Annotated in this window: 15 protein-coding genes; 9 read left to right on the top strand and 6 right to left on the bottom strand. The window is 61.9% G+C overall.

Annotated features, from left to right (window positions below; translation table 11 throughout):
- Nucleotides 1-60 precede the first annotated feature (60 nt).
- From EOA38_RS12065 to EOA38_RS12055, 3 genes are all read right to left on the bottom strand, one after another.
- Nucleotides 61-987: a dihydrodipicolinate synthase family protein gene (locus EOA38_RS12065; RefSeq protein ID WP_126095543.1), complete on the bottom strand. Its 927-nt coding sequence runs from the start codon at nucleotides 985-987 to the stop codon at nucleotides 61-63.
- A 127-nt stretch (nucleotides 988-1,114) separates the two neighbouring features.
- Nucleotides 1,115-1,222, bottom strand: coding sequence for a tautomerase family protein (locus EOA38_RS12060; protein ID WP_126095544.1), 108 nt, complete (start codon nucleotides 1,220-1,222; stop codon nucleotides 1,115-1,117).
- Between the two features lie 67 nt (nucleotides 1,223-1,289).
- Nucleotides 1,290-2,330 (bottom strand): proline racemase family protein, encoded by a 1,041-nt coding sequence (locus EOA38_RS12055; RefSeq protein WP_126095545.1) that lies wholly within the window; start codon nucleotides 2,328-2,330, stop codon nucleotides 1,290-1,292.
- 305 nt (nucleotides 2,331-2,635) lie between these two features.
- On the opposite strand from EOA38_RS12055, the gene EOA38_RS12050 reads away from it, so the two are divergent.
- Together EOA38_RS12050 and EOA38_RS12045 are read left to right on the top strand one after the other, a co-directional pair.
- The gene (locus tag EOA38_RS12050; RefSeq protein WP_127299300.1) at nucleotides 2,636-3,283 is read left to right on the top strand and encodes a helix-turn-helix domain-containing protein; all 648 of its coding nucleotides are present in this window, start codon (nucleotides 2,636-2,638) and stop codon (nucleotides 3,281-3,283) included.
- Nucleotides 3,284-3,331: 48 nt separating this feature from the next.
- The gene (locus EOA38_RS12045; RefSeq protein WP_126095547.1) at nucleotides 3,332-3,847 is read left to right on the top strand and encodes a GNAT family N-acetyltransferase; all 516 of its coding nucleotides are present in this window, start codon (nucleotides 3,332-3,334) and stop codon (nucleotides 3,845-3,847) included.
- Nucleotides 3,848-3,997: 150 nt separating this feature from the next.
- On the opposite strand, the gene EOA38_RS12040 is transcribed toward EOA38_RS12045, so the two are convergent.
- Nucleotides 3,998-5,173 (bottom strand): acetate/propionate family kinase, encoded by a 1,176-nt coding sequence (locus tag EOA38_RS12040; RefSeq protein WP_127299299.1) that lies wholly within the window; start codon nucleotides 5,171-5,173, stop codon nucleotides 3,998-4,000.
- Between the two features lie 62 nt (nucleotides 5,174-5,235).
- The gene (locus tag EOA38_RS12035) at nucleotides 5,236-7,617 is read right to left on the bottom strand and encodes a phosphoketolase family protein (protein WP_127299298.1); all 2,382 of its coding nucleotides are present in this window, start codon (nucleotides 7,615-7,617) and stop codon (nucleotides 5,236-5,238) included.
- A 145-nt stretch (nucleotides 7,618-7,762) separates the two neighbouring features.
- Here EOA38_RS12035 and EOA38_RS40310 point away from each other — a divergent pair, with 145 nt between their 5' ends.
- Nucleotides 7,763-8,125 carry a DUF1858 domain-containing protein gene (locus EOA38_RS40310; protein WP_245480818.1) on the top strand — a complete coding sequence of 121 codons (363 nt, stop codon included), beginning with the start codon at nucleotides 7,763-7,765 and terminating at the stop codon, nucleotides 8,123-8,125.
- A 68-nt stretch (nucleotides 8,126-8,193) separates the two neighbouring features.
- On the opposite strand, the gene EOA38_RS12025 is transcribed toward EOA38_RS40310, so the two are convergent.
- Nucleotides 8,194-8,898, bottom strand: coding sequence for a Crp/Fnr family transcriptional regulator (locus tag EOA38_RS12025; RefSeq protein WP_127299297.1), 705 nt, complete (start codon nucleotides 8,896-8,898; stop codon nucleotides 8,194-8,196).
- A gap of 209 nt (nucleotides 8,899-9,107) precedes the next feature.
- Here EOA38_RS12025 and EOA38_RS12020 point away from each other — a divergent pair, with 209 nt between their 5' ends.
- From EOA38_RS12020 to EOA38_RS11995, 6 genes are all read left to right on the top strand, one after another.
- Nucleotides 9,108-10,307, top strand: a complete 1,200-nt coding sequence (locus tag EOA38_RS12020) for an NnrS family protein (protein WP_127299296.1) — start codon at nucleotides 9,108-9,110, stop codon at nucleotides 10,305-10,307.
- A gap of 148 nt (nucleotides 10,308-10,455) precedes the next feature.
- On the top strand, nucleotides 10,456-10,902 hold the full coding sequence (locus EOA38_RS12015; protein WP_127299295.1) for a pseudoazurin: 447 nt from the start codon (nucleotides 10,456-10,458) through the stop codon (nucleotides 10,900-10,902).
- A 256-nt stretch (nucleotides 10,903-11,158) separates the two neighbouring features.
- On the top strand, nucleotides 11,159-12,262 hold the full coding sequence (nirK, locus tag EOA38_RS12010) for a copper-containing nitrite reductase (RefSeq protein WP_127299294.1): 1,104 nt from the start codon (nucleotides 11,159-11,161) through the stop codon (nucleotides 12,260-12,262).
- Nucleotides 12,263-12,333: 71 nt separating this feature from the next.
- Nucleotides 12,334-13,191 carry an SUMF1/EgtB/PvdO family nonheme iron enzyme gene (locus EOA38_RS12005; protein ID WP_127299293.1) on the top strand — a complete coding sequence of 286 codons (858 nt, stop codon included), beginning with the start codon at nucleotides 12,334-12,336 and terminating at the stop codon, nucleotides 13,189-13,191.
- 213 nt (nucleotides 13,192-13,404) lie between these two features.
- A complete protein-coding gene (locus EOA38_RS41110) occupies nucleotides 13,405-13,662 on the top strand; it encodes a group III truncated hemoglobin (RefSeq protein WP_348627520.1) in 258 nt (85 codons plus the stop codon).
- Between the two features lie 104 nt (nucleotides 13,663-13,766).
- Nucleotides 13,767-14,198, top strand: coding sequence for an ion channel (locus tag EOA38_RS11995; RefSeq protein ID WP_126095557.1), 432 nt, complete (start codon nucleotides 13,767-13,769; stop codon nucleotides 14,196-14,198).
- Nucleotides 14,199-14,308 lie beyond the last annotated feature (110 nt).

The following is a 14,308-nucleotide window of genomic DNA, read 5'->3' as shown; positions in this document are numbered from 1 at the left end:
GTTTTTGATTTTACGCATGTCTTTGTCCCGAAACCGGTTCCCACTTTCGGGAGACATGCTTTAAAACGATGCCCGGGTGTCATGCCTTGCCACCCGGGAAAGCAGATATTCGACCTCGTCCGCGGCGGCCGGCGACATTTTGGTGAAAGGAACCCGCATCGCATCGTCGCGGATGATCCCCCGCCGCTTGAGCAGATATTTGCGCACGGCCAGCCCAACGCCCTGCTGATGCTCGTAGCGGATCAGCGGCAGATGCGCATCGAACAGGTCGTGGGCCGCTCCACGCTCGCCAAGTGCCGACAGGCGGACAAAATCCACCAGCATGTCGGGGAAGGCATAGCCGGTCATGGCGCCATCCGCTCCGCGTTCCATCTCGAAGTCGAGGAACATGCCGCCATTGCCGCACAAGATGGATACCGGACGCATGGCGCCTTCGCGCTGCAGCTTGCGAAGCGCCGAGATCTTCTCCAGCCCTGGCCAATCTTCGTGCTTGACCATGACGCATGACGGATTGGCGGTAATGATCCGCGAAATCACATTGACGGTCATGACGACGGTCAGCGTAAGTGGATAGTCTTGAAGAACCCAGGGCACTTCCGGGCCGATCGCTTCCGTGGTGCTCGCGAAATAGGAAACGATCTGCTCGTCAGTGCGAAGCGGCGACGGAGGCGCGATCATCACTCCTGCCGCCCCTTCGTCCATGACGCGCCGGGTCAGCGAGCGAATGGAAGCCAGCCCCGGCGCAGATACGCCGATCACGACGGGAATAGGCGAACGGCGAATGAACCGACGCGCGACCGCAAGCGTCTCGTCGGCGTCCAGCTTCGGCGCTTCGCCCAGGATTCCCAGCGCAGTAATACCCGTGCAACCGACTTTGGCGTAGAAATCCACCAACCGGTCGATCGAGTCGAAATCGATATCTCCGTTCGATGCGAACGGCGTTGGAGCGATGGCGAATACGCCGGATGCCTTCTGATCGATCCGCACGCTAAACCTCATAAGTTTCTTACCTGCCTGGGGGAGCCTCAGGCGCGCTTCCAGAGATGAATGATACTCCCGTCCGGATCGGATACGATGAGCGTCGTTCCATGACTACCCATGTCTCGCTCGCCGATTATCTCGTCTCCGATTTTTCCATGAATACACGCGTTATGGTCTCCGCCACTTCGTACTTTTGACTTGGTGAGCGGCCGGGATAGAGATCGATCTCAACAAGCGGCATGTTGCAACCTTCATTGATCTCTCGTTCGGCCAGTTCGCTCGGCCGGCGCCGGCTCCCCAGATGACGCCTACTGCGTCACCGAGGTCGACGTGCCCCACGTGTCCGACAGCACATAGCCCTGCGGGTACGGGTCCGTCGGATCGAGATAGTAGTTGTGCTCGCCAGTGATCCACGCCCTGCCGGTGATCTCCGGAACGATCGCCTTGCGACCGGCGATTTCGGTCAGTTCAACTATTCTGCCGGTGAAGCGGGAGCCGATGATCGATTCATGGATCAGAACGTCGCCGACGCCCATCAAGCCACGGGCCTGAAGCACGGCCATGCGGGCCGAGGTGCCGGTTCCCGTCGGGCTGCGGTCCGATCGTCCAGGCGAAACGATGCATGTGTTGCGGGTGACGTTGCCAGGCCCTTGGAAAGGCATCGCGAACTGCACGATCGACACACCGCGCACATTGTCGAACTGCGGATGGACGACATCGAGCTGTTCGCGCGCGGCGCGTCGAACCTTCTCGCCGATAACGGCCAGTTCGCGCGCCTCGTCGGGAACGACCGAGAAGCCGAGCGCATCGGCGTCGACGATCGCGTAGAACATGCCGCCATAAGCGATATCGACCTTCAGCGTTCCCAGCCCCTCGACTTCGATGTCGGCATCGAGGCGTTCGGCAAAGGCGGGCGCGTTGCGGAAAGTTATCGACAGGCATTTGCCGTCGCGGCATTCGGCGCGCACCTCGATGACACCGCCCGGCATGTCGAGCTTGAAGCACGTCTCGGGCTCGTTCATCGGCACCATGCCGGTGTCGAGCAACACCGTGGCGACGCAAATCGTGTTGGAGCCGGACATCGGAGGGTATTCCGTCGGTTCCATGATGATTGCGCCGGCGACGCAATCCTCGCGCGTCGATTGCACCAGAAGATTGACGTGCCGGGCAACACTGCCGCGCGGCTCGCAGATCAGCATGCGCCTTATATGGTCGTGATCACGCTCCATGGTGATCATCTTTTCCATCATTGTGCGCCCCGCCGGCGGCAGCACGCCGCCCACGATGACATCGCCGACCTCACCCTCGGCATGACAGCCGACCACGCGAATACTGGTTCTGGTACGCATTGTTGCTCCCTGTCGATCAAAGCAATCTGCCGGGTAGATAGCGCGGATAGCTGCGCGAGTCCCGAATGACGACGGTTTTGAGGACACAGAATTCTTCGGCCGCATAGCGCCCGTTCTCGCGACCGAACCCGCTCTGGCTCCGACCGGCACCTCGGACGGTGCGTTGCGGCTGCGCTCAGCAAGGCATGGCTCCATCGGCGATCTCGAGCTCCGCTCTAAGTAGTTTCCCCTAGGGACATAACCGAATTTCGGCGCGGCGGGATTTGGGCGATTGCTGTTGTCACGAATTCACCGGGACCACAGCCATGTACGCCCAAGCCTCCGCCAAGATCGAACTGTCGTCATACCTTCCTCATCAGAGCCCGGCGCCCATCTTTGAAGGGGCGACAACGCAGCCGGTCAGCTTCTTCCCGGCCGGCGCCGAGATTTACGCCCAGGGCGAAAAGGCCGGTGCCCTCTACCAGGTCGAATTCGGCGCCGTCCGTATCTACCGCTTGCTCGCCGACGGCCGCAGACAGATAAGCGCGTTCCACCTGGCCGGAGAAACATTCGGCTTCGAAGCCGACGCCAATCACCATTTCTTCGCCGAAGCGATCAATGCGACCGGCGTGCGCGTCTTTCGCACCCCCTCGGGCATGGACATGTCCCGCCAGCTTCTGCCCCTTGCGCTCAAGGGGCTGACCCGCGCGCAGGAACATCTTCTGGTGCTTGGCCGCCAGAACGCCATCGAGCGCGTCGCCGCATTCCTGGTCGAAATGTCCGAGCGTCAGGGTGGGTTGCGGCAGTTGGAACTGCCGATGTCGCGGATCGATATCGGCGACTATCTCGGCCTCACCATCGAAACCGTGTCGCGCGTCTTCACGCGGCTGAAGGAGAAAGGCGTCATCCGCCTGCTCAGCCTGCGCAGCATCGAAATCCTCAAGCGGGATGCGCTGCTGGCGATGGGGGAATGAGGCCCTTTTCGAGCCGATCTCCGCATCAACCTCCTGAAAGGGATGCCAATGAAAACCACACTTACCACGCACACCGGATTCCGCTTCGAAGTGCGCCGTGCACGCGCCGACGACGAGCCGCTCGTAGCCGAGTTCTTCACTCATGTGACGCCGGAGGATTTGCGCTTCCGCTTCCTCGGAGCCGTGAAGGAGGTCTCGCATGAGCGGCTGGTGGCGATGACCCGTTCAGACGATCCGCATATTCATAATTTTCTTGCATTCTCGACCGACGGGATGCTGATCGCAGTGGCGACCCTCGCCAACGATCCGGCCGACCGGCGCGGCGAAGTCGCCATCTGCATTCGCGAAGACCGCAAGCATCTCGGCGTCAGCTGGGAATTTCTCGGCTACATCGCGCGCTATGCAGACGACCATGGCATCGAGACGATCGAGTCGATCGAGAGCCGGGAAAACCGCGCCGCGATCGAGCTTGAGCGCGAGATGGGCTTCACCGTCGCACCCGACCCCAATGACTCTACACTCGTCCTGGTTCAGCGGAAGCTCGGCGCCAAGTTGCCGGGCTAGAGCAATTTCAGGAAAAGCGCGCAACGATTGGGCTCGGCGACTTCGCCGGAGCCTTCCCTTCGGAATTGCGTAAAAATAAACAGTTAGAGCGGTTCAGCGATTCTACCAAACGCTGAACCGCTCTGAGTCCCACCACCCGTCACGGGCAAATCAGACCACTTCGAGTTTGAGGAGTTGCGTGGCCACCGCGCGTTCCTCGTCGGCCGGAATGACAAGAACGTCGACGCGGGAATTCGGGGCGCTGACCAGTTCGACGCCACCGCGGTTCAAACCGTCATCGAGCGCGACACCGAGCCATGCCGCGGCCTCGCAGATCCTTTGCCGGATTTGAGGCGCATGCTCGCCGATGCCCGCGGTGAACACGAGCGTGTCGAGCCCTCCAAGCGCGGCTGCGAGCGATCCGATCTCACGCCCGACGCGATAGACGAAGAGATCGACGGCACGGGCCGCCGCAGGGTCCTTCGACGCAAGCAGGGTCTGCATATCCCCGGAAATGCCGGATACGCCGAGCAGGCCCGATTGCTCATAAAGCAAGGTGGACAATTCGTCCGGCGACAGCTTGCGATCCTGCAAAAGGTGCAGAAGCACGCCAGGATCGATGGCGCCGCAGCGTGTGCTCATGACGAGGCCGTCAAGCGTCGAAAAACCCATGGTGGTGGCGAGGCTTTCCCCGGCCTTCATCGCGCACAGGCTCGCCCCGCTGCCGAGATGGGCGACAATCGTTCGTCCGCCGGCGCTTGAGCCGTAGCGGTCACGGAGCTTCGCAGCGATGTGGCTGTAGGAGAGCCCGTGGAAGCCATAGGAGACGATGCCCTGCTCCGACATCTCGCGCGGCAAGCCATAGAGCCGGGCGAGCTCGGGCCGCGCCGCGTGGAAGGCGGTATCGAAGCAGCCGACCTGTTTGACTCCAGGCAAAAGCCGACGGGCCAGGCCGACGATCTCCAAGTTAATCGCCTGATGGATCGGAGCGAGCGGTTCGAGCCTGTGCAGAAGATCGAGCGTGCGCTCGTCGAGCAGGGTCGCGCGAACTAAATTCTGACCGCCATGCACGATGCGATGGCCGACTTTGCCGACCTGGCGCAGAAGGCCGCTATCGGCGAGAAAGGAGGATACGGCTTCGAATGCCTTCGCAATATCGATCGGCCCGTCCCCCAAGCTCCTGTCGATCCCGGGCGACAAAGCCATGGGCGCGACGTGCAATCGTGGACGGTACCCGATCGATGAAACGCTGCCACGCGCCAGCAGGGGAAGTTCGCCGCGCTCCTGAAACAGGGCGAACTTCAGGCTTGAGGAACCGCCATTGAGGATGAGAATGGTACCGATCATTGCCGGCCGGTTCCGGCCAACCTCACGGCGCCCGTCCTCTCGGTGTGGCGCTTCGGCATCGACTACCGCTCCCATTTCCAGCCGAGGATTTCGGGCATGTCCTGTCCATGCTCGCGGATATAGGCATGGTGCTCGATCAGCTTGCCTTCCATAGCCTGTTTCAGTTGGATGTGCGCGCCGGCCGGCTCGGGAATGCGGTCGAGCACGCTCAGCACGAGATGATAGCGGTCCAGCCCATTCAGCACGGTCATGTCGAAGGGTGTGGTGGTCGTCCCCTCCTCATTGTAGCCGCGCACATGGATGTTGTCATGGTTGGTCCGCCGATAGGTCAGGCGATGGATGGTCCATGGATAGCCGTGGTAGGCGAAGATGACGGGCTTATCCTTGGTGAAAAGCGCGTCGAACTCGCGATCCGACAGGCCGTGCGAATGGTGTTCCTTCGGCTGCAGGGTCATCAGGTCGACGATATTGACCACCCTGATCCTGAGTTCGGGAATGTGATCTCTCATAATCTGAACGGCGGCCAGCGTCTCGAGCGTCGGCACATCGCCGGCACAAGCCATCACCACATCCGGCTCGGTCCCGCGGTCGGTCGACGCCCAGTCCCATATGCCGATGCCGGCGCTGCAGTGAACCTTCGCGTCGTCGATGGACAGCCACTGCCAGGACTTGGCCTTGCCGGCGACGATGACGTTGATGCGGTTCCATGTTCGCAGCACATGGTCGGTCACGCAAAGCAGGCTGTTTGCGTCCGCCGGCAGGTAGACGCGCACGACATCCGCTTTCTTGTTCAAAGCCACGTCGATGAAGCCTGGGTCCTGGTGGCTGAAGCCGTTGTGCTCCTGCTGCCAAACGTGGCTGGACAAGAGGTAGTTCAGCGAGGCGACCGGTCGCCGCCAGGGCAGCTTGCGGCAAGCGTCCAGCCATTTCGCATGCTGGTTGAACATGGAATCGACGATGTGCGTGAAAGCCTCGTAACAGGAGAACAAGCCGTGGCGGCCAGTCAGGAGATAACCTTCCAGCCAGCCCTGACAGGTGTGCTCGGACAGGATCTCCAGAACCTTGCCTTCCCTGCCGAGGTGAACATCTTCGGGCAGGATCTCTTCCATCCAGGCACGCTCCGTCACCTCGAAGACATCCTGCAGCCGGTTCGAAGCCGTCTCGTCGGGGCCGACGATGCGGAAGTTGTTCGAGCCTTGATTCAGCGCCATGACGTCGCGCAGGAAGTTGCCCATGACACGGGTCGGTTCTGCCTTGACGTCTCCGGGGCGGGAGAGCGGGACCGCATGCTCATTCAAGCCAGGCAGTTCGAGGGACCGGCGAAGCAGACCGCCATTGGCATGCGGGTTGGCGCCCATGCGCATGGCGCCTTGCGGCGCGGTGGCGCCGATCGCGGGCACGGGTACGCCCGCGGCATCGAAGAGTTCTTCAGGCCGGTAGCTCTTCAGCCAATCCTCGAGCATCTTCAGATGCGCAGGGTTTTCGGCGAGGCCGGAGAGTGGAACCTGGTGCGCGCGCCAAAACCCTTCGGTCTTCAGTCCATCGACCTCCTTGGGGCCTGTCCAGCCCTTTGGGCTTCGCAGCACGATCATCGGCCATTTCGGACGGGGCTGCGCGGTCGCCGCGCCGCTGCGCGCCGCCTGCTGGATCGCCTTGATGCTATCCAGCGCATCGTCGAGCACGACGGCCATGCGCTCGTGCATCCAGGCCGGATCGTCGCCTTCGACGAACAGCGGCTCGTAGCCATAGCCGACGAACAGCGCGCGCAATTCCTCCTCAGGGATGCGGGCGAGAATGGTGGGATTGGCGATCTTGTAGCCGTTGAGGTGGAGGATCGGCAGCACCGCCCCGTCACGCGCCGGGTTGAGGAACTTGTTGGAATGCCAGGACGTGGCCAGCGGCCCGGTTTCCGCCTCGCCGTCGCCAACGACGCAAGCGACGATCAAACCCGGGTTATCGAAGGCGGCGCCATAGGCATGCGAGAGCGCGTAGCCGAGCTCGCCACCTTCATGGATCGATCCGGGCACATCCGGCGCCGCGTGGCTTGGGATGCCGCCGGGAAAGGAGAACTGCCGGAAGAGCTTCTTCATTCCGGCCTCGTCCAACTGGATATCGGGATTGATCTCGCTGTAGGTGCCCTCGAGGTAGGTGTTCGCGACCATGGCAGGCCCGCCGTGGCCAGGGCCGCAGATATAGATGACGTTTGCGTCGCGCAGTCTGATGGCGCGGTTGAGATGCGCATAGATGAAGCTGAGGCCCGGCGAGGTTCCCCAATGGCCAAGCAGCCTGGGCTTGACATGCTCCAGCCGAAGGGGCTCGCGAAGCAGCGGATTGTCGAGCAGATAGATCTGCCCGATGGTCAGGTAGTTGGCGGCACGCCAGTAGGCATCGATGTCGTGCAGTTCCTGCGCAGACAAGCGATTGGCGCTGGGACGCTCGGTCATTTCCGACTCCTTCGCTGGTTCCAAACCGACCCCGGCTAAACCACAACGCACCGAGCCTGCCACCGGTTCATGACCGGCCGGTGTCAAGAGTGGCCGCCATCGATCTATCGGGAGAAGAACGGTCGAGCTTTGATCCATCGCAAAAATGCCAGGCCAGGGCGGCCGCAACTCTGAAATGCGCCTCAAGTTCCGGCTCGCCGAGCGAGGCAAGACAGCGCCATCTTTGTTTCAGAGCAACGAACACACCAGAAAGCCCGTGCAGGATGCCGGCCTGTACATGCGGACAAATGCCATGAAACGCAAATTGAACGACGACGCGACGATGGACGGGATCATGCGCGAGACGCCGGCGGCAATCCGTGTCGTTCTCCAGCACGGCATGCTGTGCGTCGGCTGCCCGATCGCTTCCTTTCACACGGTTTCCGACGCGGCACGCGAGCATGATCTCGATGAAGAGCAGCTTTGCCGCGAGCTGCAGGCCGCGATCGAAAACGGTCCCGTCGAATAGAGCGGCTCGGCGTTTGGCAGAATCGCTTAACCGCTCCAACTATTTGTTACGCAATTCCGGACGGTGCTCTAGCTTTTCGTCGTCCGACCTTCGGCGATGACGAGGAGCCGATGCGGCTCGACCACGACGATCCTCTGGCGCCCGCTCTTGACGAGCTCCTGGTCTTCCCAGGCTGAAAGCAACCGGCTCACCGTATGGAGCGTGGTGCCCGTCATTTCCGCGACGTCCTGGCGTGAAATCGGGAAGTCGATCAGAATCCCTTCCTCGGTCTTTTTCCCCGACTGCTTGATCAGCTTTAGCAGCGCATGCGCAACGCGCTGTTCCACCTGCTCGGTGGACATCTCGATGACGCGCGCGTGGGCGTCCTGCAGCCTGCTTCCCACCGTCTTGTAGATGTTCGAACTGAAGCTCGGGAAGCTCGCCGCGAATGTCGGCCAGAGCCGGCTTGGCCAGGCAAGCGCCACGCAATCGACGGCGGCGATGGCATTTGCCGGGTAGGCCGTCAGGCCCAGCGCGCTGGCGATCCCCATCAACTCGCCGGGGCTTATGTACCGGACGGTCACCTCGTGCCCGTCCGGGGTCGACTTCACCACGCGCACGTGGCCGTCGAGCAGCAGGAAGAATGAATGAGCCTCCTGCTCCTGCTCGAACACCGGCTGATCCTTGGCAATCCGAATGGACCTTGCCTGCCCGACTATGCGGTCGAGGTCCGCGGCTGCGATCCCCTCGAAAACGGACAGACCGGCAATCAGTGATCGATCAAGGCTTGCCAACGGCCTTTTCTCCCCGGGCTTTCAACGGGGCAAACACGCTCAGGCCCCTGACCAGACTGTGTCACGGACGACCGCCCGTCGACAAGTGAAGCTTCCTGTCGGTGTCGCCCGCGATTCACGCTCTTGTTTGCGCTGAGGCAAATTCCATCCTCCTTGACCGGGATAGAAGAGCCACACAGGCACCTTGCCTGGGTTCCAACGAGGCAGTCATGGCAATTCCACGGACGCGGCCGAGCGCCTATCCGGCAATTCTCTCCTACGGGTTCCGGCCCTTCTTTCTGCTTGGCTCGCTGCAAGCCGCTACCGCGATGCTTTTGTGGTTGCCCCTCTATTACGGCAAGCTCGAAACCTTCAGCACGTTCCTGCCTGTGGACTGGCATATTCACGAATTGCTCTTCGGCTATCTATCGGCAGTCGTGACCGGCTTCCTGCTGACTGCAATTCCGAATTGGACCGGACGACTTCCCGTTCAGGACTTTCGCCTGCTCGTGCTCGTACTGCTCTGGATCGCGGGCCGGGTGGCCGTGTTCTTTTCGGCAGAGATGGGCTGGCTCTTGAGCGCAGCCATGGATTGCTCCTTTCTTCTCGCCGTGGTCGCCGCCGCCGCAACGGAAATCGTTGCCGGGAGAAACTGGCGGAACCTCAAGGTGCTCCTGCCGGTCGCGACGCTTTTCGCGGCAAATGTCATGTTTCACGCCGAAGCCCATTACCAGGGCGTCTCCGACATGAGCCGGCGCCTCGGTCTTGGAGCGGTCGTCGTCCTCATCATGATCATCGGCGGTCGGATCGTTCCGAGTTTCACACGCAATTGGCTGGCTCGCGAGAAGCCGGGCCGGCTCCCGGCACCGTTCGGCCGGTTCGATGCCGGAACCATCGCGCTGTCGGCCATGGGACTCGCCGCGTGGGCTTTCTTCCCCGACAGCATCGCAACCGGCGTGCTGCTGATCGCCGCGGCGATCTTCAATGCCATTCGGCTCGCCCGCTGGGCGGGTGACCGAACGCCGTCCGATCCTCTGGTTCTGATCTTGCATGTCGCATTCGCCTTTGTGCCGTTTGGGCTGCTGCTTGCCGGGTTGGCCATCTTCGCTCCGGAAACGATCCCCGCAATTGCCGGCATCCATGCGTTCGCGGTGGGGGCGATCGCCTGCATGACGCTTGCCGTCATGACCCGCGCTTCCCTCGGCCACACGGGCCGCGAATTGAGGGCGAGCGGAGGAACAAGAGCTGTCTTCGTCGCGATCGTAAGCGCCGCCATTCTGCGCGTGGCCGCCGCCATGGCGCCTGGCGCGGCGATTCTCCTCCACATCTCGGCGGCACTCTGGGTTGCGGCCTTCGCCGGCTATGCAGTGCTGTTTGGCGGCATGCTCTTGCGGCCACGCCTGCAAGCACGCCGCAAGAGCGCCTCTTGAAAGCGGGCGACGCGGCCCACCTCCTCGCTTGTTGCGCGCCGATCATTTTCGTCGGGCAATTTGCGCCAGCGCAAATCACCAGGTCGCCCGGCAAACTAGAAGGACGCAACGGTTGATGCCGTGGTGAAACAAAGAAAGGAATTCTCCAATGAAACTGCCCCTGGTTGGCGCGGCGATCGCATTGCTCTCAATTGCCGGCGTTGCCAATGCCGAAGAACATGTCGTGCAGATGCTGAACAAGGGTGAAAAGGGCGCGATGGTGTTCCAGCCCGATTTTGTCCGGGCGGCTCCCGGCGACACCATCAAGTTCGTGCCTACCGACAAGACCCACAATGCCGAGATTATCAAGGGAATGATCCCGGACGGCGCTGAAGCCTTCAAGGGCAAGGCGAGCGAGGAGATCACGGTCACCCTTACCAAAGAGGGCGTCTATGGCGTGAAATGCGCTCCCCACTACGGCATGGGCATGGTGGCTCTGATCGTCGTCGGCAAGCCCGTCAACCTGGAAGCGGCGGAAGCCGTCAAGCAGACCGGCAAGGCGAAGCCCGTCTTTGCCGAACTGTTCGCGGAAGCGACCAAGACCGCTTCGAACTGATCCGACAGCGCGCGTGGCTGCCTCCGGCAATGGCGGGCTGGAGGCACTGGCCGGACAGACCATGGGAGAGGTCTGTCCGGCCAGTTTCATTTGCGATTTGGCATCCGCTGCAATCACGGCCAAGCAATGCGGGGATGCATTCGGCAATTGATCCAAATCAAAAATCAATTGATCCAGGTTTGCGCAAACGCAAAGAAGCGCCGCGCAAAGATACTATCCTGGCTTCATCGAAACGGTGAAGTTCAGGAGATGAAAAATGCTTACGAGACGTGAAGCCTTGTTGGGTTCTGTTCTTACCGCTGCCGCCGTTGTCACCCTTGGCTCGGCGCCGGCGATGGCGGCCGCGAAGGATGTGGCCGGACTGCCACGCGAGAAGGTGACCCTTGTCGCGCCGCCGTTCGTGCACGCTCACGACCAGGTGGCCAAAGGCGGTCCCAAGGTCGTCGAGTTCACCATGAAGATCGAAGAGAAGCCGATGGTCATCGATGCCGACGGCACGCAGCTCAACGCCATGACCTATAACGGCTCCATTCCGGGCCCTCTGATGGTCGTGCATGAGGGCGACTATCTCGAGCTCACGCTGATCAATCCCGATACCAACACGCTCGCCCACAACATCGACTTCCATGCGGCGACCGGCGCGCTCGGAGGCGGCGGGCTGACCCTGGTCAATCCGGGCGAGCAGGTGACGCTGCGCTTCAAGGCGACCCGGCCGGGCACGTTCGTCTACCATTGCGCGCCGGGCGGTGCGATGATCCCCTGGCATGTCGTGTCGGGAATGAGCGGAGCCGTGATGGTGCTCCCGCGCGACGGCCTGAAGGACGACAAGGGCAAGCCCCTCCGCTATGACCGTATCTATTATGTCGGCGAGAACGACTTCTACATCCCGCGCGACGAACAGGGAAAATTCAAGAAGTACGACTCGGCCGGCGACAATTACGACGACACCGTGAAGGTGATGCGCGGGCTGATCCCGACGCATGTCGTGTTCAACGGCAAGGCAGGATCGCTGACCGGCCAAAACGCCATGAAGGCCAAGGTCGGCGAGACCGTCCTCATCGTCCACTCGCAGGCCAATCGCGACACGCGACCGCACCTGATCGGCGGCCACGGCGACTTCGTCTGGGAGGGCGGCAAGTTCGCGAACCCGCCTGCCAAGGACATGGAAACCTGGTTCATCCGCGGTGGATCCGCCGGCGCCGCGCTCTACACATTCCGGCAGCCGGGCGTCTATGCCTACGTCAATCACAATCTGATCGAGGCGGTCGAGCTCGGCGCGACAGCGCACTTCACCGTCGACGGAAGCTGGGACGACGATCTGATGATGCAGGTCGAACCGCCCAAGGCGATCGCCTCGTAACCTGAGAGGGCCGATCACCGTGCAACCCGCCCTTACCGCCGGCGGGTTGCACGGCAGGCGGAGTTTTCGGCATGTCTTTCGATCCTGTCTTCACATTTGGAACGATCGCGGCCGCCGCGCTCATCGGTTTGGGCGTCAGCCATGCGGTCGATGGTTCGCAATCGGGGGCTTCCGTAGCCGTGGGTGAACTGGTGGTTCTGGCGCCTGGTTCCTTCAACCACTCGCAGCCTGGCGAATTCCTCAAGGACAGTCATCCCGCGCCGGCGCCCGTCTTGAAGGAGACCATCGATGCGCCGCTGGAAATCATGAAGTTCCAGGTGAGCGCAACGGATTACGACCGTTGCGTTTCGGATGGCGCCTGCAAGCCCGCCGACTCGCGCCTCGCCGGCAACGTTCCGGCGACCGGCGTCAGCTTCACCGATGCGCAAGCCTATGCAAACTGGCTGTCGGCGCGAACGGGCGAGACATGGCGGCTGCCGACAGACCTGGAATGGGCCTATGCCGCTGGCGAGCGGTTCAGAGCCGACATAGAGGCCGGCGAAGGCGACCCGGCCGACCCGGCAAGGCGATGGCTCACGCAGTATCGCAACGAGGTTGCGCTCGGTCGCAAATCGGATCCTGAACCGCGGACACCCGGGTCCTTCGGCCTCAACTCAAAGGGCGTCGCGGATATTGCCGGCAATGTCTGGGAGTGGACATCCACATGCTATGCCCACGCGACGATGTCCGGCGGCGGCATTGCCAGCTCGATCAGCAATTGCGGCGTGCATGTTGTGGAGGGCTTCCACCGCACCTACATGTCGAACTTCATCCGCGACGGCAAAAGCGGCGGTTGCGCGGTGGGCACGCCGCCCGACAATCTGGGCTTTCGACTCGTCCATGACCGTAGCTGGTTTCAGGACGCGCTTCATCGCCTGGGCGTTACCTGAAGCTTGAAGAATAGGAACGTGAATGACTTCGAAACCGGTCTTGCTCGACAGGGTTCGCCCTGCCCCCGAACAGCCCCTGGTTCGTTCTGATGTCGTCGGGCCTCGATAGGAGCACTGGTCCGCAAATTCTATTCCAAGGTCAGGAAGGATGAGCGACTCGGGCCCATTTTCGCCCGCGAGATCGTCGGTGATTGGGAGCCTCATCTCGAGAAGATGACGGACTTCTGGTGCTCCGTCATATTGAAGAGCGGCGACTATCATGGACGGCCGGTGCCGGCTCACCTGAAGCTTCAGGATGTCGTTGAAGCCGACTTCGATATCTGGTTGGCTCTCTTCAAGGAGACTGCGGCAGAGCTGTTCGCCTCCGAGACCGCGGCGGTGTTTGTCGAGCGGGCGGAACGAATAGCGACGAGCCTGAAGCTCGCCATGTTCTTTCGCCTTGGTCCCGCCGTGGTCGCGGTCGGCGAATAGGCTGGCCTGTCAAACGCCGCCGGCGCCGGGTGCTTTTACCCGGCCGGTGCTTTGCTTTGATTTTACGCAATGACTACGGCCATCGCAGTCCGTAGTTTCCCGGGATGATCCTCAACCTTTGCGTCGGCACCATCGTCATAAGCCTGACGGTCCTGATCCACACTTTCGGCCTTATCGCGATTACCTACGTGATGGCACGCCTTGTGGCGCTCTTTCGCATGCACGGCCGCCGCAGCCGGGTCGTCGCCATGATCAGCGTCGTGATGGGACTTTTTGCGGTCATGACGGCGGAAGTCTGGCTGTGGGCGGGAGTCTACCTGTTCCTCGGAATCCTGGGCGACTTCGAGACGGCGCTTTACTTTTCGACCATCACCTTTTCGACGGTCGGCTATGGCGACGTGGTGCCCGCCCATGGCTGGCGCGTCCTGGCAGCCCTGGAAGGCGTCAACGGGTTTCTGCTGATCGGCTGGTCGACCGCCTATCTGATCGCGGCCGGCACCCGTGTCGGCCCGTTCAGGGTCGGCGAGCACTTTTGATCAGCGGGCCTGGCCGCTGATCAAACCGCCACCGAATGCCTGCCGGTTCCATTCCTGAAATACGTGTCGAATTTCGCCGCCACCGTCCGGACCAGCGGGCGGCTTTGCGC

Origin of the sequence: Mesorhizobium sp. M1E.F.Ca.ET.041.01.1.1 (genome assembly GCF_003997355.1) — a bacterium.
GTDB lineage: Bacteria > Pseudomonadota > Alphaproteobacteria > Rhizobiales > Rhizobiaceae > Mesorhizobium.
The sequence above is the reverse complement of the archived record's forward strand: the minus strand, read 5'-3'. Positions and strand labels throughout refer to the sequence as shown.

Coding starts and splice junctions, on each gene's coding strand:
- nirK (WP_127299294.1), top strand. CDS start 11,159: ATGCTTACGAGACGTGAAGCCTTGTTGGGTTCTGTTCTTACCGCTGCC.
- EOA38_RS12020 (WP_127299296.1), top strand. CDS start 9,108: ATGGCAATTCCACGGACGCGGCCGAGCGCCTATCCGGCAATTCTCTCC.
- EOA38_RS12015 (WP_127299295.1), top strand. CDS start 10,456: ATGAAACTGCCCCTGGTTGGCGCGGCGATCGCATTGCTCTCAATTGCC.
- EOA38_RS12055 (WP_126095545.1), bottom strand. CDS start 2,330: ATGCGTACCAGAACCAGTATTCGCGTGGTCGGCTGTCATGCCGAGGGT.
- EOA38_RS12035 (WP_127299298.1), bottom strand. CDS start 7,617: ATGACCGAGCGTCCCAGCGCCAATCGCTTGTCTGCGCAGGAACTGCAC.
- EOA38_RS12045 (WP_126095547.1), top strand. CDS start 3,332: ATGAAAACCACACTTACCACGCACACCGGATTCCGCTTCGAAGTGCGC.
- EOA38_RS12050 (WP_127299300.1), top strand. CDS start 2,636: ATGTACGCCCAAGCCTCCGCCAAGATCGAACTGTCGTCATACCTTCCT.
- EOA38_RS11995 (WP_126095557.1), top strand. CDS start 13,767: ATGATCCTCAACCTTTGCGTCGGCACCATCGTCATAAGCCTGACGGTC.
- EOA38_RS12005 (WP_127299293.1), top strand. CDS start 12,334: ATGTCTTTCGATCCTGTCTTCACATTTGGAACGATCGCGGCCGCCGCG.
- EOA38_RS12040 (WP_127299299.1), bottom strand. CDS start 5,173: ATGATCGGTACCATTCTCATCCTCAATGGCGGTTCCTCAAGCCTGAAG.
- EOA38_RS12060 (WP_126095544.1), bottom strand. CDS start 1,222: ATGCCGCTTGTTGAGATCGATCTCTATCCCGGCCGCTCACCAAGTCAA.
- EOA38_RS40310 (WP_245480818.1), top strand. CDS start 7,763: ATGCCAGGCCAGGGCGGCCGCAACTCTGAAATGCGCCTCAAGTTCCGG.
- EOA38_RS41110 (WP_348627520.1), top strand. CDS start 13,405: ATGACGGACTTCTGGTGCTCCGTCATATTGAAGAGCGGCGACTATCAT.